The 25,467-nt window shown below is 57.8% G+C and carries 27 protein-coding genes, 2 tRNA genes and 1 pseudogene; 14 read left to right on the top strand and 16 right to left on the bottom strand.

Features of this window, described 5'->3' with window-relative positions; translation table 11 throughout:
• Positions 1-10: 10 nt before the first annotated feature.
• A complete protein-coding gene (locus PHP59_RS00720) occupies positions 11-262 on the bottom strand; it encodes a DNA-directed RNA polymerase subunit H (RefSeq protein ID WP_300162074.1) in 252 nt (83 codons plus the stop codon).
• Positions 263-337: 75 nt separating this feature from the next.
• Positions 338-411, bottom strand: a tRNA-Lys gene (locus tag PHP59_RS00715).
• Between the two features lie 174 nt (positions 412-585).
• Here PHP59_RS00715 and PHP59_RS00710 point away from each other — a divergent pair.
• Positions 586-984 carry a phosphate-starvation-inducible PsiE family protein gene (locus tag PHP59_RS00710; RefSeq protein ID WP_300162071.1) on the top strand — a complete coding sequence of 133 codons (399 nt, stop codon included), beginning with the start codon at positions 586-588 and terminating at the stop codon, positions 982-984.
• 34 nt (positions 985-1,018) lie between these two features.
• Here PHP59_RS00710 and PHP59_RS00705 read toward each other — a convergent pair whose 3' ends face one another.
• Together PHP59_RS00705 and PHP59_RS00700 are read right to left on the bottom strand one after the other, a co-directional pair.
• Positions 1,019-1,648 (bottom strand): response regulator, encoded by a 630-nt coding sequence (locus PHP59_RS00705; RefSeq protein ID WP_300162068.1) that lies wholly within the window; start codon positions 1,646-1,648, stop codon positions 1,019-1,021.
• Positions 1,648-2,022 carry a roadblock/LC7 domain-containing protein gene (locus PHP59_RS00700; RefSeq protein WP_300162065.1) on the bottom strand — a complete coding sequence of 125 codons (375 nt, stop codon included), beginning with the start codon at positions 2,020-2,022 and terminating at the stop codon, positions 1,648-1,650. The genes PHP59_RS00705 and PHP59_RS00700 overlap by 1 nt, the downstream gene beginning before the upstream one ends.
• A 452-nt stretch (positions 2,023-2,474) precedes the next feature.
• Between PHP59_RS00700 and PHP59_RS00695 the strand changes: the two genes are divergently transcribed.
• From PHP59_RS00695 to PHP59_RS00670, 6 genes are all read left to right on the top strand, one after another.
• The gene (locus PHP59_RS00695) at positions 2,475-3,410 is read left to right on the top strand and encodes a hypothetical protein (RefSeq protein WP_300162063.1); all 936 of its coding nucleotides are present in this window, start codon (positions 2,475-2,477) and stop codon (positions 3,408-3,410) included.
• A gap of 7 nt (positions 3,411-3,417) precedes the next feature.
• Complete coding sequence (locus PHP59_RS00690; RefSeq protein ID WP_300162060.1) at positions 3,418-4,011, top strand: hypothetical protein; 594 nt, start codon at positions 3,418-3,420, stop codon at positions 4,009-4,011.
• A gap of 57 nt (positions 4,012-4,068) precedes the next feature.
• Entirely contained in the window at positions 4,069-4,854 is a 786-nt protein-coding gene (minD, locus tag PHP59_RS00685; RefSeq protein ID WP_300162057.1) for a cell division ATPase MinD, read from the top strand.
• Position 4,855: 1 nt separating this feature from the next.
• Entirely contained in the window at positions 4,856-5,062 is a 207-nt protein-coding gene (locus tag PHP59_RS00680; RefSeq protein ID WP_067049131.1) for a hypothetical protein, read from the top strand.
• 435 nt (positions 5,063-5,497) lie between these two features.
• Positions 5,498-5,574 (top strand) — tRNA-Pro (locus PHP59_RS00675).
• Between the two features lie 19 nt (positions 5,575-5,593).
• The gene (locus tag PHP59_RS00670; protein ID WP_300162051.1) at positions 5,594-6,454 is read left to right on the top strand and encodes an ARMT1-like domain-containing protein; all 861 of its coding nucleotides are present in this window, start codon (positions 5,594-5,596) and stop codon (positions 6,452-6,454) included.
• On the opposite strand, the gene PHP59_RS00665 is transcribed toward PHP59_RS00670, so the two are convergent.
• Positions 6,444-7,148 carry a tetratricopeptide repeat protein gene (locus tag PHP59_RS00665; RefSeq protein WP_300162048.1) on the bottom strand — a complete coding sequence of 235 codons (705 nt, stop codon included), beginning with the start codon at positions 7,146-7,148 and terminating at the stop codon, positions 6,444-6,446. The two genes, PHP59_RS00670 and PHP59_RS00665, sit on opposite strands and share 11 nt — an antisense overlap.
• 327 nt (positions 7,149-7,475) lie before the next feature.
• Between PHP59_RS00665 and PHP59_RS00660 the strand changes: the two genes are divergently transcribed.
• The 5 genes and pseudogenes from PHP59_RS00660 to PHP59_RS00640 all read left to right on the top strand — a co-directional run.
• A complete protein-coding gene (locus PHP59_RS00660; protein ID WP_300162045.1) occupies positions 7,476-7,934 on the top strand; it encodes an NfeD family protein in 459 nt (152 codons plus the stop codon).
• Positions 7,935-9,011 (top strand): SPFH domain-containing protein, encoded by a 1,077-nt coding sequence (locus tag PHP59_RS00655; protein WP_300162042.1) that lies wholly within the window; start codon positions 7,935-7,937, stop codon positions 9,009-9,011.
• Positions 9,012-9,624: 613 nt separating this feature from the next.
• Positions 9,625-12,606 carry a chemotaxis protein CheB gene (locus PHP59_RS00650; RefSeq protein ID WP_300162158.1) on the top strand — a complete coding sequence of 994 codons (2,982 nt, stop codon included), beginning with the start codon at positions 9,625-9,627 and terminating at the stop codon, positions 12,604-12,606.
• A 1-nt stretch (position 12,607) separates the two neighbouring features.
• Positions 12,608-14,251, top strand: coding sequence for a PAS domain-containing sensor histidine kinase (locus PHP59_RS00645; RefSeq protein WP_300162039.1), 1,644 nt, complete (start codon positions 12,608-12,610; stop codon positions 14,249-14,251).
• A 215-nt stretch (positions 14,252-14,466) separates the two neighbouring features.
• A pseudogene (locus PHP59_RS00640) lies at positions 14,467-14,778 on the top strand (SPFH/Band 7/PHB domain protein); the annotation flags it as partial.
• Between the two features lie 99 nt (positions 14,779-14,877).
• Here PHP59_RS00640 and PHP59_RS00635 read toward each other — a convergent pair.
• Complete coding sequence (locus PHP59_RS00635) at positions 14,878-16,251, bottom strand: MFS transporter (RefSeq protein WP_300162155.1); 1,374 nt, start codon at positions 16,249-16,251, stop codon at positions 14,878-14,880.
• 216 nt (positions 16,252-16,467) lie between these two features.
• Between PHP59_RS00635 and PHP59_RS00630 the strand changes: the two genes are divergently transcribed.
• Positions 16,468-16,656, top strand: a complete 189-nt coding sequence (locus PHP59_RS00630; RefSeq protein ID WP_300162036.1) for a hypothetical protein — start codon at positions 16,468-16,470, stop codon at positions 16,654-16,656.
• A gap of 54 nt (positions 16,657-16,710) precedes the next feature.
• Here PHP59_RS00630 and PHP59_RS00625 read toward each other — a convergent pair whose 3' ends face one another.
• The 4 genes from PHP59_RS00625 to rnhB form a co-directional block, all read right to left on the bottom strand.
• Positions 16,711-16,923: a KTSC domain-containing protein gene (locus PHP59_RS00625; protein WP_300162032.1), complete on the bottom strand. Its 213-nt coding sequence runs from the start codon at positions 16,921-16,923 to the stop codon at positions 16,711-16,713.
• A gap of 245 nt (positions 16,924-17,168) precedes the next feature.
• Positions 17,169-17,657 carry a hypothetical protein gene (locus PHP59_RS00620; protein ID WP_300162029.1) on the bottom strand — a complete coding sequence of 163 codons (489 nt, stop codon included), beginning with the start codon at positions 17,655-17,657 and terminating at the stop codon, positions 17,169-17,171.
• A gap of 107 nt (positions 17,658-17,764) precedes the next feature.
• On the bottom strand, positions 17,765-19,069 hold the full coding sequence (locus PHP59_RS00615; protein WP_300162026.1) for a site-2 protease family protein: 1,305 nt from the start codon (positions 19,067-19,069) through the stop codon (positions 17,765-17,767).
• Positions 19,070-19,268: 199 nt separating this feature from the next.
• A complete protein-coding gene (rnhB, locus tag PHP59_RS00610) occupies positions 19,269-19,910 on the bottom strand; it encodes a ribonuclease HII (protein ID WP_300162023.1) in 642 nt (213 codons plus the stop codon).
• 56 nt (positions 19,911-19,966) lie between these two features.
• On the opposite strand from rnhB, the gene PHP59_RS00605 reads away from it, so the two are divergent.
• On the top strand, positions 19,967-20,635 hold the full coding sequence (locus PHP59_RS00605; RefSeq protein WP_300162020.1) for a TrkA family potassium uptake protein: 669 nt from the start codon (positions 19,967-19,969) through the stop codon (positions 20,633-20,635).
• A gap of 51 nt (positions 20,636-20,686) precedes the next feature.
• Here the strand turns inward: PHP59_RS00605 and PHP59_RS00600 are convergent, their stop codons facing one another.
• From PHP59_RS00600 to PHP59_RS00575, 6 genes are all read right to left on the bottom strand, one after another.
• Positions 20,687-21,883: an NAD(P)/FAD-dependent oxidoreductase gene (locus tag PHP59_RS00600; RefSeq protein WP_300162017.1), complete on the bottom strand. Its 1,197-nt coding sequence runs from the start codon at positions 21,881-21,883 to the stop codon at positions 20,687-20,689.
• Positions 21,873-22,052 carry a 4Fe-4S binding protein gene (locus PHP59_RS00595; protein WP_300162014.1) on the bottom strand — a complete coding sequence of 60 codons (180 nt, stop codon included), beginning with the start codon at positions 22,050-22,052 and terminating at the stop codon, positions 21,873-21,875. Before PHP59_RS00595 ends, PHP59_RS00600 begins: the two co-directional genes overlap by 11 nt.
• 233 nt (positions 22,053-22,285) lie before the next feature.
• Positions 22,286-23,443, bottom strand: coding sequence for an ATP-binding cassette domain-containing protein (locus PHP59_RS00590; protein ID WP_300162011.1), 1,158 nt, complete (start codon positions 23,441-23,443; stop codon positions 22,286-22,288).
• Between the two features lie 8 nt (positions 23,444-23,451).
• Positions 23,452-24,237: a cobalt ECF transporter T component CbiQ gene (gene cbiQ / locus PHP59_RS00585; RefSeq protein ID WP_300162009.1), complete on the bottom strand. Its 786-nt coding sequence runs from the start codon at positions 24,235-24,237 to the stop codon at positions 23,452-23,454.
• A 40-nt stretch (positions 24,238-24,277) separates the two neighbouring features.
• Positions 24,278-24,568: an energy-coupling factor ABC transporter substrate-binding protein gene (locus PHP59_RS00580; protein ID WP_300162007.1), complete on the bottom strand. Its 291-nt coding sequence runs from the start codon at positions 24,566-24,568 to the stop codon at positions 24,278-24,280.
• Positions 24,565-25,260, bottom strand: coding sequence for an energy-coupling factor ABC transporter permease (locus PHP59_RS00575; RefSeq protein ID WP_300162005.1), 696 nt, complete (start codon positions 25,258-25,260; stop codon positions 24,565-24,567). The genes PHP59_RS00580 and PHP59_RS00575 overlap by 4 nt, the downstream gene beginning before the upstream one ends.
• Positions 25,261-25,467: the final 207 nt, after the last annotated feature.

Here is a 25,467-nt window from a genome sequence, read left to right as displayed (position 1 = left end):
CCGCCCCCGGTTACTTCTTTGGCCTCTTTACTACAGAACGATACGAATCGGCGAGGCCAGCCGTCTGGCTCTTCCGGACAATCTTGATGACATCTCCGATCTTTGCCCCGGTGGCCTTGACGGCCGGGTCATCGCTGTAGATACGCGGAAGCTGGTCGAGTGTGATCTGATAGCGGGAAAGGAGCTCTGCAATCTCGCTATCGGTCATCTTCTGATGATCCGGCACCATTTCATGATCTAAAACATTAAATCTGGTGCTCATCTTCAATCCCCTGGACAAGAAAGAGTTAAATTCAGATGTATCACCACATAAAAACCACAGACTGCGCCATGGCAGCGGGCCTAGAGGGATTTGAACCCCCGACCATCTGGTTAAAAGCCAGACGCTCTACCTAACTGAGCTATGGGCCCCGTACGCAGACGGCATTATTACAATGATGTTAGAGTTAATATAATTTTCGTCCCCTCGGGACCGTCCGGTCGCTGAAGATTGTCCGGGATGCATCCCTATGAGTTATGATAAGATTTAACTGCTCCGATTCAGACGAATGTGTAATGGTCCTTACTCTGGATGAGAATCCGCAGATGCAGTGGGCGATTGCTGCGATCATGCGTGTCAACCATGTGATATACCTCTTTATTGCCATCGTACTCGCCCTCCTTGCGGCGGTCTCGTTCTATGATGTGGCGCTCCTGTTCATGGATAGTCTGAGGATCGGTGTGCCGATGACCGACAGCATCCTCACGGTGCTCCATGCCCTCCTGGTCACCATCATCATCATCGAGATCCTGGAGACGGTGACCGCGTATTTCCGGACCAACCGTTTGCAGGTGCGGCCGATCCTTATTGCGGGCCTCACCGCGATGGTGCGGAAGGTGCTCGTCTACGGCCTGGGACCGACCGACATTGTTGATGTGGCAGGGACGGTGGCGGTCATTGCGGTGCTCACCCTCGCGATAGTCCTGATTGGAAAAGAGGAGTAATGCCCCTGGTGGACCGGGCATCGAAGAAACGGATCTATTTTTTCTGCTGAAGAGTGTCGATCTCTTCCTTGATCTGGGCAAGGCGTTCCTGCTGGAACCGTATACTGTTTTCCATGGTCTTGATCGCAAGGGAGACTTTCTCGCTCGCCTTGCTGTCATTGATATTGTAGGTCGTCTCAAGGATGCGGAGGAGGCGGTTGTTCACGTCGACCCCTTTTGCGAGCCGCGCGTATTCGTCGACAAGGCGCTGGTCGAGTCCGACCTCCTTCGCCCTGTCGACATCGTCCCTGATCATCTCACGGCGCTTGAGCACGCGCTCGATCGCGTCATAGAGTTCCCGATGGGTGATGGGCTTTAAGATGTAGTCTTCGATATATGAGCCGTACCCTTCGGCCTCGTCTGGTGTGAGTTGTTTTGCGGTCAGCATCAATACCGGGATGTCGCGCGTCTTCGGGTTGATCTTGATATTTTCAAGAGTCTCCCAGCCGTCCATCGGCTCCATCATGATGTCCAGAAGGATGAGGTCGGGTGTGACGGTGGTGAGGATCTCAAGGGCCTCCTCGCCGCCGTATGCCGCGATTGACTGGTACCCCCCCCTCTCCAGCATGGTGACGAAGACGTCCACGATGAATGGGCTATCGTCCACCACCAGAACCGTGTACATTATAGTACCTCCGCTATCTCAGCCGCGATCTTGGTGAATAACTTGTAGGCTGCCTCTGTGTCTGCCGTGGGATCGAGGACGACCGCAAGAAGCGTCCGGTCTCCGGCACCCATGACAAGCATCGAGGCGCCGTCTGAGGTGACCAGCACCTTCCCTGGTGGCTGGATATGTGATATGCTCGCCGCGGCCTCGGCCGCCGCCAGCATGGTCGCGCTCATGGCAGCGAAAGAGGGTACGGATACCCCTGCTACGAACGATTTGCCCATCAGGATCCCGTCGCGAGAGGCGAGCACGCAGGCTGAAACGCCCCTGACCTCCATGATCTCCCTGATGAACGAATTTATTCTCTCTTTTAATCCCTGATGTTCTGTCATGCCCACCGTGTATCTTACTTCATCTTATATATCATATTTTGGTTTCTCTTGCGCCTGATATCAGGTAATCTCACCAATATGGGCATGTTATGGGGTTCTTGTCGACGGGTTCCGAACATTTTGATTTTTTTTCTCGTGCATCTGTCCGGGACGAATGTTCTGCTCGGTGCATGTGCGGTCTGTTAAAATTCGTCGAATGTGCCGGTTTTTCAGAATCGGGGGTGACGTCTCCTGCAGGCAAGATCGATATATTTTAATGGCGATCTTGATGCTGTCTTGTGATGTAATATTATCTTTTCTATTTCTCACCATTAACATAGGGTTATAATATTCCTAAACACTACACCATATTAATGGATATTCCGAGAGGTACCTTCTCTACAATCAGACGAGATACCGCCATATCTGCTGTTCTTGCAGAGATCCGGGATACATCATTCAGCGGATATGCGATGGTGAGCCACGGAGGCGGCCTGATCTCACTTGTCTTCTCCGAAGGTGCCTGCATACTCGCAGAGTACCAGGGCCTGCTTGGCGCCGCAGCCTTGCAGGCAGTCCAGTCGATGGGGGAAGAGACGGCAGAGATCGGGCTCTATCTCCTCACACGTCAGCAGCTTCGGCTGGCAGACGAATTCAACAGAAATGCCCGGGTCGCTTCTGGTGAACCCCCTGCACGGAGTGAGGGGGCGCAGGCGGCACGGGGCGCTGTGAAAGCACAGCAGACCGCGCAGGCATCTCCGGGAAAAGAGCGCCTTGTCGTTCCCAGAGGGGAGCTTTGCGAGGTAAAAAAGGATGTGGCGACTGCAGAGATCCTTGAACGCCTGAAGGAGCGCGCATTCACCGGCTATGGTCTCTTTACGCTGGCTTCGGTCGGTTTTACCCTTGTCTTTTCCGGGGGATCCTGTATCCTTGCCGCGTATGGCAGGGAGCGCGGCGCTGCCGCTCTGGAAAAAGCGAAGGCATCGGGTGCGCCGGGTGATGTCGGTCTCTATACTCTCACTCTCCAGCAGATCGCTCTCTCTCTTGAGTTCAATGGCGGGTACCGCGTCGAAGGTCCGCCCCGGACAGAGGTCCGCTCTATGGCTGGCGGCCCGCCCCTCTCTCAGAAAGGAGCGGAAGCACCTGCCATGAAGAGCCGCCCCGCGCTGCCCCCGAGAGGGGGTGCGGCAGGGCCTGCTGTCCCCTCCCAGGCACCGGTACGGGAGGATCCGAAGGGAACCGACCCGGACTCCTCGATGGTGACCGCTGCCGTCATGAGAGACCTCGACGCCCTTGATGCGATCGATCCCGTGCAGATGGCGGCAAACCTGAAGAACGGTTATGTCTCGATACTGGGCCGCCTCCAGCTCGGGCATCTGGTCGATGAAAAGAAGAAAAAGGAAGTGTGATAGTCACATGGATGATGGAACAACGTTCATTGCACTGGGACAGATCATCGTTGTACTCCTTGCATTGATAGGTCTCGGTGTTGCCGGCTGTGTCCTCTATCTGGTGAGAGTCCAGGACCAGCTGGCAGCGATACGAAAGGATTCGCAGGAAAGGCAGCAGTATGCCCAGCTGCGGAACATCATCGGCGGGACAGCACAGGCGCCGGTGGACATGTTCACGCTCTTCAAGCATATCCAGCGGTCCCGTGAGGTCGAATGGGAGAAGCCGCCCCGTGCTCTCAGCCTCTTTGAAGGGCGCCCCGATATTGCGGGGAGCATGCAGGCGATGTGTGAGAAGTACTATCTGGATGCATTCACGATCGCCACCGACGACGGTCTTGTGGTCGCCTCCTCGGAGGACGACGCATCTGCCGATGCGGCAAAGTACAGTTACCTCTTTACCGAGGGGAAACTTCCCGACGATCCGAAGGTGATGCTCTTTGGCATCCAGCATAAGGGCTCGAACCTTGTTGGTATCCTCAGGACTGAGCACAACATCCCTGACGCCTGGGTCAAAGACATGGAAAGCGACGCGGTGTCCGTTCTGAGGAACTGGCTGTGAGGATAGTGTGGAGGTCGGACAGGGAGAGTCGAACCGAAGCATGGTGCGAGGAATGAGATGATACGAGCATACACAATAGCATCTGGTAAGGGTGGAACGGGAAAAACGACCTTCACGGTCAATCTCGGCACTGCACTTGCCCAGCTTGGCAAAGAGACCTATATTCTTGATGCTGACGTCGGGATGGCGAATATCGGGATCCTGCTTGGCCTGGAGAATGTGCCGGTGACTCTCCATGAGGTACTTGCCGGAAAAGCAACTATTGATGAGGCGATCTATGACGGCCCTGCCGGTCTGAAGGTGGTCCCGAGCGGCATCTCCCTCCAGGGGTTTCAGGATGCAAATCCTGACCGTTTGAGGGAAGTCATGCATGACCTTGTCGATCGGTGCGATTACCTGCTGATCGATGCCCCGGCAGGCATCAGCAGGGACGGTGTGGTTCCGCTTGCGGTTGCCGATGAGGTGATCCTGGTGGTCAACCCGGAACTCTCCTCCATTGTCGACGCGCTGAAGACCAAGATCCTCACCGAACTGGTCGGGGGCCATGTCCAGCATGCGGTCATCAACCGGGCTGGCAGGGATAACCTTGATTTCGTCGAGCACAAGATTGAAAAGTCTCTGGGTGTCACCTCACTGGGCGTCATCCCCGAAGACACCTATGTGAGGGAATCGGCGGCGTACAAGATGCCGGTCGTGATCAAGCACCCGACCTCGGGCGCTGCACGGGCGATCAAGAAGATCGCCGCGGAGATCGCCGGCTGCGAGTACCACGACGATGTCACTGTAACGCGTGAAGGATTCATTGATCGTCTGGCAAGAACACTCTTCAGGGGGAATCGGTAAAATGGAACCATTCGACATGGGAGGCATCCTCCTCATCATTCTGGGCTGCGTGATTGTCATCCAGCTCTTCATCATGTATATTATGTACGTCAGAATTCAGCAACTGCTGACAGAAGTCGACGCCATCGGCAGCAAGATGAAGATCACGGACACCGAACTTGAAGCGCTCACCAAGAACGTGGAAAAGTTCAAGCAGCTGCGGATCTGAATTTATTTTACTTTTTTTAATCTCTGATGAATCGCTCATGAAACGAAGTTTCAGGCGGTTCTTTGAAACCATCTCAGGGGTTTTCATGGTAAATCTTTTACCGGTCTTCTCATGCTCCCTTCGGTCGCAGCCCCCGGACCCTCGATGTAAGATAGGAAGGGGAAGACAGAACAGGAAATCCGAGGAAGAGATTGCCATCCACTCCTATCCTAATGTTTGGGGTTTTGGGGTGAAAACCCCGGTGAATTACGCCCGTACACTACCTTCCCCGTACTGCTGCGTTCTCCGGGGGCGGTGACATACTTCTTCTCCTCCAACCCCTCCCGCTCCAGTCCCCTGCTCGCGAGTCATCCCTGTCACCGCCCTCTGGCCCGTATTCGGGTGCTCCTGACGAAGAGTACATATAGCGTGAAGTCCCAACATATAGAGTCGGTTGGGGTCATAGGGTAGCTTGGCCATCCTAGGAGACTGGGGGTCTTCTGACCCGCGTTCAAATCGCGGTGACCCCACCACCTTATTCTTGGTGCTTTTATGAAATTTCAGCCACGGTGTACTGAATGTCTTCTCTCCCGCGTGGGATATGAGGCCGGGCTTGTGCTCGACGATCCCGCAGCGATCGAGGAGGTGCGGCGTGCGGCGGCGGCAGTGCTCGCCGCGGGACAGGATGACCCGGCGGTGCCGGCGCCGGTGCTTGCAGGTGCCGTCCATCGGTGCGCGTATAGTCTGATCGGTGTCGATGACCCGTACCTGGCCCTCAAGAAGCAGAACAACAGGGACGCCCTCCTTGCCGCCGATAGGGTCGCGCCCGCCCTCCTGACTTTCAGGGATTATGTCACTGCCGCGGTGCTCGGCAACACCTTTGACTACGGTGTCCAGTCCCACCAGGTGACCGGCGATTTTCTCTCGTTCTTTGCGACAGAGTTCCCGAAAGGCCTTGCAATCGACGACACCGACAGGATCCTCCCGCTCTGCCGCGACGTAGTCTATTTCACTGACAATTGCGGGGAGATTGTCTTCGACCGCCTCCTTCTCAGGTACCTGAAGGCACAGGGCGCGACGGTGACCGTCGTCGTGCGCGGCGCTCCCATTCTCAATGACGCTACCATGGAAGACGCCCTCACCCTCGGCCTTGACGCCATTGCCGACCACATGACCACGACGACCTGCGGCGAGCGTGAACTCGGGGTGAACCTCTCTCTCATCCCTGACGACCTTGCGAAAGCCCTCGAAGGCTGTAGCCTTGTCATTGCAAAGGGGATGGCAAACTACGAGGCTCTCACCGAATATGACGATTTCCCGCCGACCGCCTTCCTGATGGCCGTCAAGTGCGAGACGATCGCCGGTATGGTGGGCGTCCCGAAGGGGTCGAAGGTGGCGCTGCTCAGGGACTGATCCCGTCCTTCTCCCGGATCATCCCTTCCATGCACCGCCTGATGAGGTCTTCTGTCTTCAGATTGCCCGGACACCGGGCCCCGGCGCGTGTGCAGAAGGCGGCGGCCTCCTCATAATGGCCGAGTGCGATGAGGCGTTCGGCCATCTCATGGAGGAGGTCGACGTTGGTCGGGTCAAGGCGGCACCCGCGGGCCAGAAACTCCAGTGCTTCCCTCTCGTTTCTGGCCGTCTTTGTAAGATAATACATTAACTCTGGCTGGTTCGGCTTTTTTCTCAGGGCCTGCCAGAAGGCCTCTCGGGCCTCTTCTTTCCTGCCGAGGTTGTAGAGCGCCGCCCCGTGGCCGAACCAGGCCTCGCCGTCGTACCTGTTGAGGGTGAGGGCTGCAAGGAAGGCCTCGTCGGCGGGCCCGGGCATGTCGAGTTTGATAAGTGAACTCCCCAGGAGAACAAGGGCCTTCAGGTTCTCGGGCTCACGGGTGGCGGCCGCAAGGAAGTGCTGGTATGCCTCCCTGTACTGGCCTGTCGCCATAAGCACCTCCCCCTTGCCGACCAGGAAGTCGGGGTGGTCGGGCACCACCCTGAGTGCACGCTCGAAGAAAGAGAGAGCTTCCTCGTATTCGTGCATGGAGAGGTGTGTGATGCCCTCGTTGTACCATCCGAGAGCATATCTCTTCTGTCGGGGTATTTCATGCATGGCGATCACGGGCGGTGCGACGAGAGATCAAATCCTCTTTGTCATATTTATTTATTTTCCTGGATCTCGTGGATCGATAATACACAATTCATAATATAATGAAAAATTTGTGTACTATATGAGAAAATAATGGTTATCTGGGAGTAGGTCGGTCCCGCCTTTCTCGCTCCTGAATCCATCGGGCGAGGGCGGCCATAAAAAAGGGTGAGGGGCACGGCATGGAAGAATGTTCGTTGCTGGAAAAAAGGCTTCAAATAGGCATTCGACGTGATCAAAACTCTGTAAGTCTCCAGACAGGTTTATATGCCCGCTCTCCATACTCTTCGCATGGATGCTGTACTGGGCATCTCCCTTGGCTGGGTTCTGATCGTGCTCGGGGCCGTCCTTCTCGTTATCGAGGCCACGAATCCCGGCTTCTTCGTCGCCGTCCCCGGGACTGTGATGATCATCCTGGGTGTCCTCTTTGTGCTGGGCGTCGATGTCTTCGGTTCGACCCTCGGCGTCGTAGTCGGGGTGGTGACTGCCCTTGCGGCGGCCGCGGTCACGGTCTGGCTCTACTCCCGGATCACTCCCCAGGAAAAGCCGACGACAATCAGCCGCGACTCCGTCGTCGGCCAGGAGGGGCATGTTGTCAGGGACGTGGACCCTGACTCCATCGCGGGGAAGGTCAGGATCGGTGGCGTCGAGTGGAGCGCCAGCTCGGCCTCCGCCCCTCTCAGGGTGGGGACGAGGGTTGTCGTCGTCCGTTCTGAGGGCGTGCATGTCGTTGTCGATGAGGTGAAATGAATGGTAGTTGAAGAAATACTCAACAATCTGATCACGATCTTCCTGATCCTCGTGGTCATCTATATCATGTCGCGGGGGGTCGTGATCATCCAGCCCTATGAACAGGGGCTGCAGATCAGGCTTGGAAAGTATATCGGGAGGCTCAACCCGGGTTTCCAGTGGGTCATCCCCCTGATCACGTTCGTCCAGAAGATCGATCTGCGGACCCAGGTGATGGACGTCCCGTCGCAGGAGGTGATCACGAAGGACAACTCGCCGACCAATGTCGACGCCATCGTGTACACCCGCGTGGTCGACCCGGAGAAGGCCTTCTTCGAGGTGGCGAACTACCGGATGGCGACGGTTGCCCTTGCCCAGACAAGCCTTCGCGGCATCATCGGCGACATGGAGCTTGATGAGGTGCTCTACAACCGCGACCTGATCAACACGAAGCTGCGTGACATCCTGGACAGGGAGACCGACCAGTGGGGCGTGAAGGTCGAGCGCGTGGAGATCAAGGAAGTCGACCCTGTCGGTGCGGTGAAGCAGGCGATGACCGAGCAGACTGCTGCGGAGCGTGAGAGGCGTGCGGCAATCCTCCGCGCCGAGGGTGACAAGCGCTCGGCGATCCTCCGTGCCGAGGGCGAGAGGCAGTCCGTGATCCTCCAGGCCGAGGGCGAGCGGCAGAGCAAGGTCCTCCGTGCCGAGGGCGAACGGCTCTCCAGGATCCTCCAGGCGCAGGGCGAGGCCCAGGGGCTCCGCATCCTCTCCCTTGGCTCCCGGCCGCTGGACAAGAAGACGATCACCGTCCTCTCCCTCGACGCCCTGAAACAGATGGCAGACGGGCAGGCGACGAAGATCATCTTCCCCTTCGAGGTGTCGAGCCTCATCAAGCAGAGTGCGCGCTTCCTCGGTGCGACCGACGAGATGCCCGAGGTCGAGGGCGTTACAGAGGCAGGGGAGATCGACGCCTCGATCCTCGGCGAGGTCCCGAAGCCCGAGGAGATTGCAAAACTCCTCGAACGCCTCGAAGAGAAACTGGAAAATGAGGCGGAGTCGATCGAGGAACTGAAGACCGGAAAGAAAGAGTCAATATAATCTTCTTTTTTTGTTCAGGAGAACTCCTGTTCTGGATTTCTGTGCCCCGGGGCATCACTCTCTCATGTCATAACCATTAAGAACGCTCACCCCCATTCATCACTTAAAGGCACTCCCGATCGAACAGAAGGATCGCGCTGACGATTGCGGTGATACGTGACATAAGAGCCTGTGATCAAACCTGCGACATTAAGTCCCTCAACATGGATGTGCTGTCATCAGGTGCTGGCAGGACTGTGCAGGAATTGGCTCTGTTGAAACCACGTTCCAGCGTGTAGGTGGCGGGGGGTATCACCTCCCGAAACCCCCACCGCGATTATGTCCCTGGTTGGCTTTCTGGAGTGCTCATGAAAGGCCGGTTGTGATGTATAATACCATAGATGCGCGTTTACATCATATTTCGGATGATTCAGTTCACGCCAGAATCCACAGAGTTGAACAATTCATACCAGCCCCTTGTCACTAGCGAGGGGATACGGGAAGGGCATAACCCCCTCCCGATAGAGAATTTCAACGGAACTCAGAAATTATACGAGCATGCCCCAGGAACGTGCTTGAATGGTGTGTAATTATGAGAAAGGCCAGAGGAAAAACCAGCCCGGATACTACGATTATCCGGAAGAAAAAATCCCTTCCAAAAAAAGAGACCCGGAATAAACCCCGCAAAGTAAACTTCCCCATCATCGGGATAGGCGCCTCAGCGGGTGGGCTCGAAGCATTTGAACTCTTCTTCAAAACGATGCCAGCCGACTGTGGCATGGCATTTGTGCTCATCCCCCACCTTGACCCTGGCCATGCAAGCATGCTCTCCGAGATCCTCCAGCGCAACACCACGATGCCTGTCCACGAGGCGCAGGACCAGACAATAATCCAGCCCAACCACGTCTATATCATCCCACCCAACAAGGACATGGCGATCTTCCATGGCGCACTCAACCTGAGTGTCCCTGAACAGGCACGGGGACAGCGGTTGCCCATCGACTCCTTCTTCCGCTCACTTGCCGAGGACCAGGGGGAACGTTCGATCTGCGTGATCCTCTCGGGAAGCGGTTCGGACGGCACGCTCGGGCTCCGTGCTATCCACGGAGCCGGGGGGGTCTCCTTTGTGCAGGAACCCTCCACTGCAAAATATGACGGTATGCCAACAAGCGCGATCAAGAGCGGGCTTGCCACCTATGTGCTGCCGGTCGATAAGATCGCCATGCAAATGGTCGTCTATATAAAAATCATCGCCGATACCGGCGTTCCCCCGGTTCCCCCTGTTCCCGCGGCAGTAAGTGCCATGAGAAGGATCATGATACTCCTGCGGTCGAAGACAGGCAACGATTTTTCCCAGTACAAGCAGACCACAATAAAACGCCGGGTTGAACGGCGGATGGCAGCCCATAACCTTGAGAATATCGAAGCATATTCCCGGTATCTCCATGAGAACCCTGCCGAGGTTCAGATCCTGTTTAAGGAACTGCTCATCAACGTGACCAGTTTCTTCCGGGACAAGGAAGTGTTTGAAGCCCTTGCAAAAGAGATCCTGCCCCGGTTGTTTGAGAGAAAACCGGAAGACTATATCTTCAGGATCTGGGTGCCGGGATGCGCCAGCGGAGAGGAGGCATACTCGATTGCCATGCTTTTCCGCGAGTACATGGACGAGATCAAAAAGGAGTACAGGATCCAGATCTATGCGACCGATATCGATGAGGACGCGATCGCCACGGCACGGGCAGGCACCTACCCGGCAAACATCGCTATCGATGTCTCACCTGGCCGGCTGCAGCGGTTCTTTGTAAAAGAGGAGACCGGGTTCCGGATTAAAAAAGAGATCAGGGAGATGGTCGTCTTTGCCATCCAGAACGTGATCAAGGACCCGCCTTTTACGAAGATGGACATGATCAGCTGTCGGAACCTGCTGATCTATCTCGAGCCCGAACTCCAGACCCGGGTCATCCCGGCGTTCCATTACGCCCTCAGGCCGGGCGGTGTGCTCATGCTAAGCCCATCCGAGAGCATCGGGAATTTCACTGATCTCTTTACCCCGCTGGACAAGAAATGGAAGATTTACGGCACAAAACCCTCTCTGGCATCCACACGGGCGCTGGTGGCGCAGCGCTTCCCGTGGGCAGGCGATCTGCCCGTAAAGGAGCCGGAGGAGACTCCGGGCAGGAGGGATAAGGTGAACCTTGCCGAACTCACGAAACGTGCGCTCCTCCGGTCCTTTGCTCCCCCATCCGTCATCACTGATGAGAATGGGGACATCGCCTACGTGCACGGCGATACCGGGAATTATCTCAGGCCTGCTGAAGGCAATGCCCGGATGAACGTCATCGATATGGCACGCGAAGGGTTGCAGCTGGAGATCCGGGCGGCAATTGCCAATGCCGTCGCCCTGCATTCGCCGGCGGTCTGCCGGGACGTGCAGGTCCGGACGAACGGGGGCATCCACACTATTGACCTCACGGTACTGCCGCTTGTCGACCCGGAGACAACCGGGGAACTGCTGCTCGTCAGTTTCCGTGACGTCGAACCGCACCCGCCGGAGAAACGCACACGGGAGAAGCGGGTTTCTGCAAAAGGGGTGTCAAAGCGTGTTGAGGAACTCGAACAGGAACTTGCGTACACCAAAGAGAACCTGAAGGCAACCATCGAGGAGATGCAGGCGGCAAACGAGGAGCTCAAGTCCACCAACGAGGAACTGCAATCAACGAACGAAGAACTCCAGTCCACCAACGAGGAACTCGAGACATCAAAAGAGGAACTTCAGTCGGTCAATGAAGAGATCTTGACCGTGAATGCGGAACTGCAGGCAAAGATCGAGCAGCTCACGGGTATCCAGAACGATATGAAGAACCTGCTGGAGAACGTCAATGTCGGGACGATATTTCTGGATGAGCACCTTGCCATCAAACGGTTCACCCGCGATGCCACACGGGTGTTCCGGCTTGCCGCATCGGATACAGGACGCTCGCTCGCCGACATCAGGTCACTGATCCCGGATGTGGACCTGATCCCCGATGCACAGGAGGTTCTTGATTCTCTCATACCTCAGGAGAAACAGGTGTACACGACCAGTAATGAGTGGTTCCTTGTCCGGATCATGCCATATCGCACTCTGGAGAACGTGATCGAGGGTGTGGTGCTGACGTTCTCCGATATCACCGCACTAAAAGCGGTAGAAACTGAAGCCCATCGTGCCCGCAACTATGCGGAGAACATCGTGGACACGATCCGGGAGCCGCTGGTCGTCCTGAATGGTAATTTCGAGGTGGTTTCGGCCAGCCGGTCGTTCTACAGGACCTTCGGCGTGACACCGGAAACAACACTGGGACGCACGCTCTTTGAGCTGGGTAACGGCCAGTGGGACATTCCCCGGCTGCATGAACTACTGGAGTCCGTGCTGCCGAAAGACACATATTTTGATAATTACGAAGTCGAGCACGACTTCCCGGGCATCGGGCTCAAAAAGATGCTCCTGAACGCTCACCGGATTCCCGATGAAGCGGGCATCACGCAGCTCATTCTCCTTGCTATAGAAGATCAAACGCCTCCCGGCACGCCGGGGGAGACAGGCACAACCGGTGGCAAGAGTCGGAAGAGGGCCTAACATGGAACCCGCGGAAAAGGTGAAACAGAAGAAAGGACCTGAGGAACCCGTGGGCGCTTCAGGGGGCGCCCGTTTGATACGGGCAGAAGCTGAAGAGCGGCTCTCACGCGTTCCCTCGGTTTCCTCGGATCTCAAAGGGCAGACCCCGGAAGAAATCATTCACGAACTCCAGGTGCACCAGATCGAACTCGAGATGCAAAACGATGAACTCCGGAGGATCCAGCACGAACTGGAAATTTCCCGGTATAAATATCTCGATCTCTACGACTTCGCTCCGGTCGGTTATCTTACCCTGACAGATAAGGCCCTGATTTCCGAGGCGAACCTTAATGGCGCGGGACTCCTCGGGGTTGAACGCAGAAAACTGGATGGGGCACGATTCAGGAAATTTATCGCCCAGGGGGATGCTGATGCATGGGACCGGTATTTCGTGAATGTGCTCAAGCACGATGAAAAACTCACCACGTCCCTCACGCTCAAACACAGTGACGGATCGACATTCCCCGCCCGGCTGGAAAGCATCCGGCTCAAAGGGACGGACGGGGCTGCAACAACGGTCAGGGTGGCAATCAGCGATATTACGGATATCAAAGATGCCGAGCAGGCACTCCACGATAGCGAAGAGCGTTATCGGCTTCTTTTACAAAACGCACACGACATGGTCTTTTTCTACGAACTCACACCAGACGGGTCCGGGAAATTTTTAGAAGTGAACGATAAGATCTGCACAACACTCGGATATACCCGCGAGGAACTGCTGGCAATGAATGTCAGCGATATCAATGTCCCCGAACAGAACGAGCGAACTCCCGCAATACTCAAGGACCTCTTCACCCATCATCACGTCACCTTTGAGACCGAATACGTTGCAAAGGACGGGCACAGGGGGACGGTTGAAATTAGTGCCACTCTTTTCAATCTGCGGGGGAGACAAACCGTCCTTGAAATTGTCCGGGACATAACCGAGCACAAACGCCTGGAAGGAGCGCTGCGCGAGACCAATAAAAAACTCAACCTCCTCTCCAACATCACCTCGCACGACATCAATAACCAGCTATTGGTGGTCAATGGTTTCCTCGAATTATTGCACATGAAGGTTCCTGATCCCGAACTTGAGGATTATTTTAAAAAGATTACAAGCGCGAGCGCCCGGATCACCGCCATGATCCAGTTCACCAGAACCTACGAGAATATCGGGGTGAACGTTCCCGTCTGGCAGAATATCCGCTCTGTGATAACGTCTGTGACAACGGAAGTTACCCCCGGATCAGTCGTGGTGGCAAACGATCTCCCTGCCGGAACGGAAATCTTTGCCGATCCCCTGATTTTCAGGGTCTTTTACAACCTGATACAGAACGCAGTGCAGTATGGTGAGACGATCACGTCCATCCGTTTCTCTGGAGAGGAACGGAATGGAGATTATCTCATTGTCGGTGAAGATGACGGTATCGGCGTCCCTGCCGGGGAGAAAGAAAAGATCTTCAAGCGGGGCTTTGGAAAAAATACCGGCCTTGGGCTCTTCCTTTCCCGTGAGATCCTATCGATCACCGGCATCACGATCACCGAGACAGGAGAACCGGGGAAGGGTGCCCGGTTCGAGATCATCGTGCCGAAGGGAGCGTACCGGTTCACGGGCAAAACCTGAAAAAATCCGACTGAATAAAAGAACGAGTGTGAGGTCTCCCCGCTCAACACTCATACCCCCCATACCCGTAATAATACTGACCACCTTCTGAGCGGTCACCGGGTTCACACCCGGGCCAGCACCAGACCGGCCAATCACAATGAACAGGTTCAGGAATGTTTTTTTTATAGAGGACGCATCCAAGAAGGGCGACGCCGCGACTGCTTCGCACCCCGGGGGACAAGCGCTCGGCGATCCTCCGTGCCGAGGGCGAGCTGCTCTCCAGGATCCTCCAGGCGCAGGGCGAGGCCCGGGGGCTCCGCATCCTTTCCCTTGGCTCCCGGCCGCTGGACAAGAAGACGATCACCGTCCTCTCCCTCGACGCCCTGAAACAGATGGCAGACGGGCAGGCGACGAAGATCATCTTCCCCTTCGAGGTCCCGAAGCCCGAGGAGATTGCAAAACTCCTCGAACGCCTCGAAGAAAAACTGGAAAATGAGGCGGAGTCGATCGAGGAACTGAAGGTAGGAAAGAAAGAGTCAATCTAATTTTCTTTTTTTCGTGAGAATTTATGTTCTGGAGTGCCTGTGCCGGGGCTCTATCGAAGATCTGTTGGTTTTTTTATAATGCAGGGAAATTCCTGCGATCTATCTATATTTCTCCTCTCGCAGCATCGCCGTCAGCACGATCATTCCGATAATAAAGAATATCCCGACCAGAAACGCGTGGTCGAACGCGATCTCCAGTTCGGCGATCGAGTGGAAGAGGTGGATTGCTCCGGTCACGCCTTCAGGTTCGTCGCCCCTGATCCGGCGGTCGAGTGCCGTCTCGAAGACCACGATGCCGATCGCCGAGGCAAGGTAGCGGGAAAAATACCACAACGCCGATGCGGACCCCTTCTGATCCGCCGGCGTCGAGGTGAGGATGAGCCTGAAGTTCGGCGGCGAAAAGAGCCCCATGGAGATGCCGCGCAGGGCGAGGGCGAGGATGATGAGGATCAGAACGATCGTATGGTCGAAGAGTACGAAAATAAGCACCGCAAAAAAGAGGAATGCCCCCGCGAGCGTGCAGAGCCAGCGCGAACCGATGCGGTCGGAGAGTGTGCCGGAGACCGGGGCGGCGATCATGATGAGGAGAGACGGGACAAGGAGCAAGAGCCCGGTAAAACCTGGAGAATATCCTTTCATAAGTTCAAGATAATTCGGGATCAGGTATGCCGTCCCTGACAGCACGAGCCTGTTGAGCATCGCGGCACCGATGCCGAGAGAGATCCCCGGGCTCTTCAAAAGTCTTAACTGAAGCAGAGGTACCGGTGTCCGCAGTTCCAGGATGACGAAGATTGTAGAAAATATGACCGAGAGGGCGAATGTGAAGAGGATCCTGAGAGATGTCCAGCCCAGTTCCTCCCCGAACGAGAGCGCGTAGATAAACAGCCCCGCGGCGAGGAGGACGAGCAGCGCTCCCGGAAGATCAAATGTCCCCTGCGTTTTTTGCTGCCCTGCATCATGAGGGATGAAGAAATAGGCGATGATGACCGCGCATAGTCCCACCGGGACATTGATGAAGAAGATCCATTGCCACGAGAGAAGACTGATGATGAGACCCCCGAGGCCGAAACCAGCGGCAAGCCCGAGAGCGCTTGAAGCGGAGAGGTAGCCGAGCGCCCGGCCCCGGACGCACTCAGGGAGCGAAACCGAGAGAAGCGCCGGGCCCGTTGCCGTGATCATCGCTCCGCCAATCCCCTGCAGGGCACGGAAGAGGATCAATTCGGGAAGACTTGTCGCAGCCCCGCAAAAGAACGAACTTGCGGTGAAGAGGGCGAATCCTGCGATGAAGATCTTTTTCCTCCCTTTCACGTCGCCGAGGCGTCCGAACGGGATCAAAAAACCGGTTATGGCGAGCAGGTACGCTATCATAACCCAGGACACCTCGCTGGTGCTCGCGTTGAAATAACGGGAGATGGTGGTGAGGGAGATGATGACGATGCTGGAGTCGGTGGCTCCCATAAATGAGCCGAGCACGACGGTGGCAATAATGAGATGTCGTACGGTCGTTTCGTTGAATCTGCTCACGCGTTATCAATACATTTCTCTTGCAATCGTTTTTCTGAGTATTGGATTGATCCGAACATCCCGAGGTAACGAAGGAGTAAAAGAAATAGTATCATCCCAGGAATTATCTGCCTGCACGTTTCTTGTGGCGATTGCAGGTCTGGTAGCACAGACAGACCGGGAAGGGTGACAGGTGGGCAGTCCTATGGTCTGGAGATCGCCGGTTCCTGCCCGGCATCCCTACTCCGGGCGACCGGCGAGGTCCTGAGGCCCGAGGAGGTCGAGCGTCTTCTAGACAAGCAACTCGAAAAAAAGGTGGAGAGCGGCGAGACGATCGAGGAACTGAAGGCCGGGTCTGTCCCCGGGGCCCGGTAATTTTTTTCGGCACGGAAAATATCTTTTTTCTGGTTCTGGAAAATTTTCTGCCTCTTACCGGATCTTTCTGAAGTGATACCACTCTTTGATGTGTTCGTTGAAGTATGTCCCATGGGAGGAGGCCGCCATCAATTCCCGATAGACCGACGCAGGGACGTCCGAAAACTGATAGAGAGAACCGTGTGTGAACTCAATTTCCAGGGTACCGGACAGAGAACTGTATCCGACCGACTGTATAGTGGTGGAAGTGACCGTTTGCCGCAACATGGATCTGCCATGGTGCGTGTCTATTGATATACCGTTCTATTCGGGGTGTCGAGCCTCGTCAAGCAGAGCGCACGCTTCCTCATGGCGACCGACGAGACGATCGAGGGCGAGGGCGCCTCGAAGAAAAACTGGAGGAAGAGGAGTCGATCGAGGAGTTGAAGAGCGGGAAGAAAGAGTCGATATTATCTTCTTTTTTTGGTTCGGGAAAATTTCTGTTTTTGGTGTTGGTCGGGCTTCCTTCGTCATCATGCCCCTCTCCATCCAGGAGCCCGATACACACGTGTCGCAAGACCGACATTCAATGCCATCACGCAGGCATAGATCACGCCGTTGGAGAGAGGGGTGTGCCAGTAGATGGCCGGCACCATCGAGAGGCCGGAAGAGACGAGGAGAAACGGGAAGAAGATCCCGACAGCCGAGACCAGAATGTCGCAGAAGAGAATGCGTTTGAAGCCGGGCATCTCACCGGACCGACCGGAGACGACGAAGGGCGGGACGAGCACCGCCACGGGTACCCCGAATGCCAGTGCCCCGATAAGAAGCGTTGGGGCGTCGGTCTGCATGAGCAGGGCAAAACCGAGCACGGCGAGGAGGATGAGTATCCCGAGGTGGTGAAGGCGATCGCCTGTCTTCGCGAGAATTGTATAGAAACAACCGAGCAGCACGAGCCCTATGAGGCAGGCGGCGACCTCGAAGAGTATCACGAGGAAAAGAAAGCCTTCGACGACATCCATTCAGGATCCTCGTGCAGATGATTGGTGGGCTCCCCCTTGTATCTTTGTATTCGCCCTTCCCTCTCAAGGGGTGGGCTTCGTGCCTGTTTTTCAAAAAAAAGGGATCCTCAGATATGGAGGAGATAGGGCAACGCGATCAGCCCGAGCATCATCGAGAGGAGGACCCAGGAGACGAAGGTGACGATCGCCTGCCCGTACCGGCCCCATCCCCGCGGTTCGAGGACGCGGTCGACCCCCTCCTTGAGGATGTAGCCGCCGTCGAGGGGTACCATCGGGATGGCATTGAAGATCCCGACATTGATGTTGATCCATGCCGACCAGAAGAGGAAGTGGACGACTCCCCAGAAGAAGGGGAAGGGCTCCTCATAGTAGGTGGCAGCCGGGGTCTCGAAGGCGAGCACCTTCAACTGCTGGCCGCCCACAGACATGTCGAAGGGGATGGTGACGAAGCGCAGCCAGCCGATCGGGGAGAACATCTGCCCGACCACGCCCTGCACGCTTGCGGCGTCGTAGTAGTAGATCCCCATGTAGCCCGAACTTCTCGGCCCCACCTGTGCGGTGATCGTCTCGGGCCATGCTGTCAGGTTGAGGGTACGGTCTGTCAGGACGCCGTCCTTCTCGACGGTGAGGGAGAGGCGGTCGCCGGGATTCGTAGTGTCGAGGACTGCCGTCACCTCGTCCCGCGTCGCGACCGGGACGCCGTTGACCTCTGTTATGACGCTCGGCGTCGGCACGCCCGCGTCATATGCCGGACCCCCTTCGTAGACCCCGTAGACTGCCGGGGAACTGAGGGGCGTCGCCATCCCCACGACCAGGATGAAGAGCACGAAACATATGCCGCCGATGACGATGTTGTTCGTGATCCCTGCGCCAAGCATCCTCGCCTTCGGCCAGCCGCGGACCCTCTCCGCGTCCTCTTCGTCGGGCTCGACAAAGGCACCGATCGGGATGACCGCATAGAGCAGGCCGGCGCTCTTCACCCTGATGCCCTCGATCCTGCAGAGGATTCCGTGGCCTGCCTCGTGGATCACGAGGGTGAGGAAGAACGCGAACCAGACGGCGAGGGTCGAGGGGACGTACTCGTTGATGCCGGGGAGGAGGAGGATATTCTGGGGCTTGTAGATCCCTGTCGGCTCGGGCTGGGTGACGAGGGTGACGTTGAAAGCGAAGACGAGCATCAGGGTCATCAGCACGGCCGAGATGATCACCATGACGACCCCGACAGTCCCGTAGGCGCGGAGCACCCGTGAGTACGGCCTGAACCAGTCGAAGATCCCGACGTTTTCCGTCTTGATCATCATGATCGGGCCGTAGAACCCGATATGATCGGCAAACTTCCCGGTCGCCTTCACGTATGCGGCCGCCAGGATGTAGATGCCGAGAAGAAGTATGAGGATCGTTACCCAGTCCATCTGAGAATAGTGGTGGTTGCCGCACCCAGATAAGGGTTCTCGCCCGGGGAGGCGGCACCGTCGCTCTCCGCGGTTTTATTCGGATCTTGTGCGGTAATCCCGGTCATCAGAGTATAATAAAGGTATAATATAAAAATCGACGGAATGGCAGATACTGTCCAGCCCAAAATGTATTATATCAACGCTTTTTTCGGCAGGATCAGAAATCGCCGAGCGTCGCCTGGCGCCGTCTGTCCATCAACCGCGTCACCGTCTCCCAGCTCTGCCTGGCACAGGCGGGCGGCATGCCGTGGCCGGCGATGTAGTCCTTCAGGTACGTGATGGTGGTCTGGTCGGAGGGATAACCGCTCCCGATATCCCCCGCTTCGGCGTGCAGCGCCTCGATCGCGCGGTCACGCGTCACCTTGGCGACGATGGAGGCGGCCGAGACGACAGGGAAGAGGGCGTCGCCGTGGTTGCGGGAGACGACCGTGCAGGCCCCGCCGAGGAGAGCGGCGACCGTCGAGCCGTACCTCTCCTCGTTCACGTCGCAGGCGTCGACATAGGCTGTCAGCGGGGTCGGTATGAGGGTCCGGACCGCGTCGGCGTGCCCCCTGGCGACAAGAGTGTTCATCGTCATCTCCTGCCGCAGGCGGTCGATCTCGGCCGCCGGTATCTTGACCACTCCCCAGGGGAAGGAGCCCGTGATCTCGGCATAGAGCCTCTCCCGCTTCCGCGGGGTGAGGACCTTTGAGTCCCGCACGCCGGCCGGCAGGTCTGTCTCTCTCTCGCATCCCACCGCCCCTATCACCATCGGGCCGAGGACTGCGCCTTTCCCGGCCTCGTCGACGCCGCATATCATGGGAAGAGGGTACGATGCACAAGATATTTCAAGGCAGGGGCGGCAAACTGGTGTAGATGTACCTCATCATCGTGGGCCTCGGGGGAATTGGGCGAAACCTGACGGCGATATCCGCAGAACACGGCGATTCTGTCGTCGTCATCGACCAGGACGAGTCGAAGTGCAACGATATCCTCGACCACTATGATGTGCTTGCGATCACCGGCGACTCCACAGACAGTTCTGTCTTGGACGACGCCGGGATCGACCGGGCGCAGAGCCTTGTCGCCACCACGAGCGACGATGCCGTCAACCTGATGACCTGCTGGCTGGCAAAACGCTACAATGTCCCCAACGTCGTCTCCATCGTGAACCAGAAGGCGCACTCTGCCCTCTTCAAGGAGGTCGGCGTGAAGATCAGCGAGAACCCGGACGAACTCGTGGCGAACCGCCTGTATTACTGGGCCGAGAACCCGAACATGCAGCAGCTTGCCTCCATCCCGGGAGGGACCATCTTCGAGATCGTCGCCGAGGACGGTGCGCCGATCATCGATCACGAGATCAAGGAACTCGAAGTGAAGAACTTCGTCTTCATCGCCATCCGCCGTGCAGGCGGCGAACTGATCATCCCGAGCGGGCAGGTGAAGATCCGGCCGGGCGACAATATCACCGTCTTTACCAAGAAGGAAGCCGAGTCAGAGTGCCTCGCCATCCTCAACAGGCAGCTGAAAAAGGCCGGGGAATAAAAAAAAGTATGCGGCAGGCCTGTCAGGACCGGGCCTCATTTTAACTTTTATTCAGACGAGGGCGTGCGTCAGCCCCTTGAGCTCGAGGAGCATCTTCGGGTTTCTCTTGATGATCTCGGTGAGGAGGGCCATTACCGTGATCTCGCTGAAGTTGATGCCTTCGATGGATTGGGCAAGGGTGTTCATCTTCTCGTCGGAGAGGGTGATGAAGTACTCCTTCACCTTATAGTTCCGCTCAAGGTTTTTCCCCATCTTTGAACTGCGCCATTCCTCTTCATAGGGCATCAGGGCCGCCTTCGAGGTGTCGCCCTGTGCGATTGCCCGGGCAGCCACCTCAGCGGCAAGCCTGCCGGTGTACATCGCGTTGCCGATACCGCCGCCGGTGATGGGGTCGACGACACGTGCGGCGTCGCCCACGATCATCAGGCCGTCTGCAACCGTGCAGGGGAGGGGCCTGGAGACGGGGTCACCGCCGACGACGCACTCGATGATCTTGCCGTTCGGGAAGTTCTCACGCATGAACCTGTCAAGATAGTCCCGTGCCCGCATGTCGGGCTTGTTCTTCGACGCCGGGATGCCGACACCGACATTGGCGCTCCTCTCGCCCTTGGCAAAGACCCACAGGTAGCCCTGCGGGGCGACGTCGTTGCCGAGGTAGAAGTCGTTCGAGTTCGGGTCGATATCGATATCGGTGACGAGGTACTGGACGCAACTCATCATCTCGGTCAGCGGGATGGTGGTGTCGATGCCGCACCAGCGTGCGAATTTCGACTCCACGCCGTCGGCGGCGATGGTGACCTTCGCTCTCACGTCCTGCCTCTTTCCGCAGCACTCGACGACGGCACCGCGGACGTGGCGCCCTTCCATGATCGGGGCAACGGCGCGGGTCTTCACAAAGACGTCAGACCCTGCCTTGGACGCCTGCCAGACGAGTTCGCGGTCGAAGAACTTCCTGTCGAGGACATAGCCGACCTCTGCGCCGGCCTTGTTCTCGTCGAGGGCGATGGTCGTGCCGTCGGGGGCGACGATCCGCGCCCTCTTGATATCGGCGGAGACCCAGCGGGGGTCGGGCTCGATGAAACTCTTCAGGAGTTCTTTGCCGATCCCTTCGGCACACCGGACCGGTGCTCCGATCGCCGGCCGCTTCTCGATCAGGCAGACCGAGAGGCCCAATCTGGCAGCGGTCCATGCTGCAATGGCCCCTCCGGGTCCGCCGCCGACGACAAGAATGTCGTACTCACTCTTCATCGGTCACCTCCAGAGCACCGAGCGGGCAGGCCTTCGTGCAGATGCCGCAACAGCGGCAGGTGTCGCTCTCGACTGTCAGGTACGCATCGACGAGTTCGAGAGCCCCTTCAGGGCAGACCGAAACACATGCGCCGCAGTAGCCACATATTTCCCGGTGAATTTGAAGCATTGTACTCACTATTATACCGCCTTTCCATTAATCTTATCTTCCCTTTTCTGCCGTCGGTCTTTCCGGAAATATGGGTGATTGCAGGGATTATCTCGGGGATATGGATATTCGGCCGGTTTTTTCCCTGTGGTGCCGGCATCCGTATCCCTCCGATGGGTTGGTCTGGCGACGACCCGCGGGGGCCTGATATCATGGGAAATGCCGCCGCGAAACCGGTGTTCTTTGTCCTTCTCTCAGACCTGCCTGACTGCGATCTCCCTGCCGCTCGTCCGGGCGTACTTGTCTATCCTCTCGACAGTATGGACGACCATACCGCCTGAGGTCAGGATCAGGGAGTCTTCGCCGTTCACGGCGCGTAACAGGCACTTGTCGATGACGCCGTAGGTGAAGTCGAGGTCTATCCCCTCCTCCTGCGCCACCTTCTTTGCCTTCGTCCCCATGGCGCCGACCCACACCGGTGCGCTCCCCGCGAGGAGGTGGGCGAGTGCGGCGGTGCCGTCAGGGCTGGCGACGTCCCTGAGATAGATGGTGCCGTGGCCGTCGCGGCTCACGCCGCCGCGGAGACGGCACTCGATAAGGTCGGTGAACGCTAGTGCGCTCTTCGGCGGTGCGGTGTCGGCCAGCACGCGCCGGTCCCTCAGCTCCTGAAAGAGGTCCAGCACGGTCGGGGGTTTGAGGCGCGCCCGGGCGAGGTGGGTGCTGTCGGCAAAGATCTCTTCTGGTGCGCCCATCCTGAGCACCGACCCGGCCTCCATGAGCACGACCTCGTCGGCCCAGCGATAGGCGAGTTCGACGTCGTGCGTCGAGAGGAGGATCGTTCGGCCCCCGTGGTTCATCTCATCGAGAAGGTCCATCACCTCCTCGGAGGTCGCGGGGTCGAGGGAACTTGTCGGTTCGTCGAAGACGAGCACCTCGGGGTCCATCGCGAGCACCCCCGCGATGGCGACCCTCTTCTTCTCCCCGCCGGAGAGGTGGTGGGGCGGGCGTTTCTCGTAGCCGGAGAGGCCGACATAGTGGAGGGCGTCGGCGACAACTTTTTTCACGACATCTGCCGGCATGCCGAGGTTCGCCGGCCCGAAGGCGACGTCCTGCCAGACTGTCGGGGCGAAGATCTGGGCGTCGGAGTTCTGGAAGACAAGCCCGACCAACCTCCTCACCTCGTGGAGGGAGCGGGCGTCGTACGCCACAGGTCTGCCGCCGACGAGGACTCTTCCTTTCGTCGGCCGCAGCATCCCGTTGCACATCAAGAGGAGGGTCGTCTTGCCTGCGCCGTTCGGGCCGACGAGGGCGACCTTGCTCCCTCTGCTGACGGTGATGTCGATCCCTTTCAGGGACTCGGGGCGGTCTGGATAGGCGAAGTGCACGTCCTGGAATTCGATTGCTGCTGTCATGGTCGTTCTCAGAAGATCTGTGTCCCGCCGGTCAGGAGGGCGAGCGCACCGCACAGGATGAGGTAGGCGGCGACGGCCGCGGCACCCCTGCGGGAGAGCGTCGTCTCTCCGCCGCAGGCCGGGAATATGCCGTCATAGCACCGGGCGTCCATGGCCAGGATGAGTTCCTCGCCCTTCTCCCATGCCCGCACGAAGAGCGTCCCCGCGAGCATCGAGAAGGACCGCACCGAGTTCCCGAAGCCGGCATAGCCCTGCCTGATCTCCTGCGCATTCCGGGTGGCTACCGCCTCGCCGATGAGGACGAAGATGAAGTGGTAGATGAGCATGGCAAGGTCGACGAACTCGGGCGGCAGCCTGAGGGAGCGCATCACCGTGAAGATCTCGACCATTGGGGTGGTGAGGGCGATGAAGAAGAGGGCGCACATCCCGGCGAAGGTCCGGGCGAGGACGAGAGCGGCCTGGTTGGCGCTCCCTGTCGTGACGGCGAGGTTGATCCCGCCGACAGGCATGCTCCAGACGGTCTCCCCGCCGCCTGAGAGGAAGAGGATCACGCCCGCCGAGAGGACGGCGAAGGAGAGGGGGATGGTGAGGAGTGCGGCGTAGAACCGCGCCGGGATGCGGGCGATCCCGACGGTGATCGCCGCCATGGATGCGGCGATGAAGGCCGGGGCGAGGGGGCCTGCGGAGATGAGGGCGGCGGCGATCGCCCCGCCGCCGAGGAGGAGTTTTGCCCGCGTGTCGGTCTCCCGCAACGCGTTCTGCTGGGCATAATCGTCCAGTATATTCTCCATCATCCTCTTCAGCCCTCAACTGCACCCGGAAAAACCGGGTGTTTCAGGTAGTGATCTGTCGTCCGCGGTAATAATACCCGAAGAAAAACCCGATGACGAGAGCCCCGATCGCCGCCTGAAGGGAGAAGAAGAGGGACTCGATCTCGCCGCTCGGCGGTTCGTAGACAGGTGTCGTCCAGGGTTCGTACTCCGAGCCCGTCATCTCCTTGATGACGTCTTCAGCCTGGTCGTCGGCCCCGGCCCATTCGTGGTCGCCGGTGGAGAGGACGACGAGGATGGACGCGGCAAAGACGAGGACGATCGCAAGGACGGCGATCTCCATGGCGTACTTCATGCCCCTGCCCCCCTGAGGCGGCTGACTGTCGCGTCGGTGAGCACGCCGAGCCTCACCAGGATCTCGGCGCGGACGTCGATGATGTACTTGAAGGTCAGGGCGATGACTGCGCCCTCGATGATGGAGAGGGGCAACTGCGTGACCGTGAAGACGGCGGCAAAGGCGGCGAAAGAGGTGGCGAAACCGCCGACTTCGGCCGGGAAGGCGAGGGCAAGCTGGACCGAGGTCACCACGTAGGTGAAGAGGTCGGCGATGGCGGCGGCGAAAAAGACGGTCAGGTAAGTGTTGAGCCCTGTCTTCTGGCCTCCCTTATAGATCGCCCAGGCAAGGACGGGCCCTGCGATCCCCATGGAGAAGACGTTCGCGCCGAGGGTGGAGAGGCCGCCGTGGGCGAGGAAGATCGCCTGGTACAGGAGGACGATCAGTCCGAGGATGGAGGTGATACAGGGGCCGAAGAGGATCGCCCCGAGGCCCGTGCCTGTGGGGTGGGAGCAGCTCCCGCTCACCGAGGGGAGTTTGAGGGAGGAGAGGACGAAGACGAACGCCCCCGCAACGGCAAGGAGGGGGAGGGTCTCTCTCTTCTCTCGCATCAGTATTCGCAACTGGTACATCCCGTAGATGATGAACGGTGCCGAGACCAGGAACCAGAAGAGGCACCAGGCCGGTGGGAGGAATCCTTCCATGATGTGCATGTCATATCACCATATCAAATTTATTTGTATTAATGTAATAATAATTTGGTTTGTGCCGACCGTATTTATCTCTGTCTTTTTCAGGGTGCGGCCAGTGCCTCCCTGTCGAGGAGGAGCCTGAGGGATCTGGAGTCTTTCCGGCGAAAAAAAAGAGTGAGGAACATCTCTCCACGACCGCCCGGGATAAAACTCAGACCGCGGCGAGAG

Origin of the sequence: Methanofollis sp. (assembly GCF_028702905.1) — an archaeon.
GTDB lineage: Archaea > Halobacteriota > Methanomicrobia > Methanomicrobiales > Methanofollaceae > Methanofollis.
The sequence above is the reverse complement of the archived record's forward strand: the minus strand, read 5'-3'. Positions and strand labels throughout refer to the sequence as shown.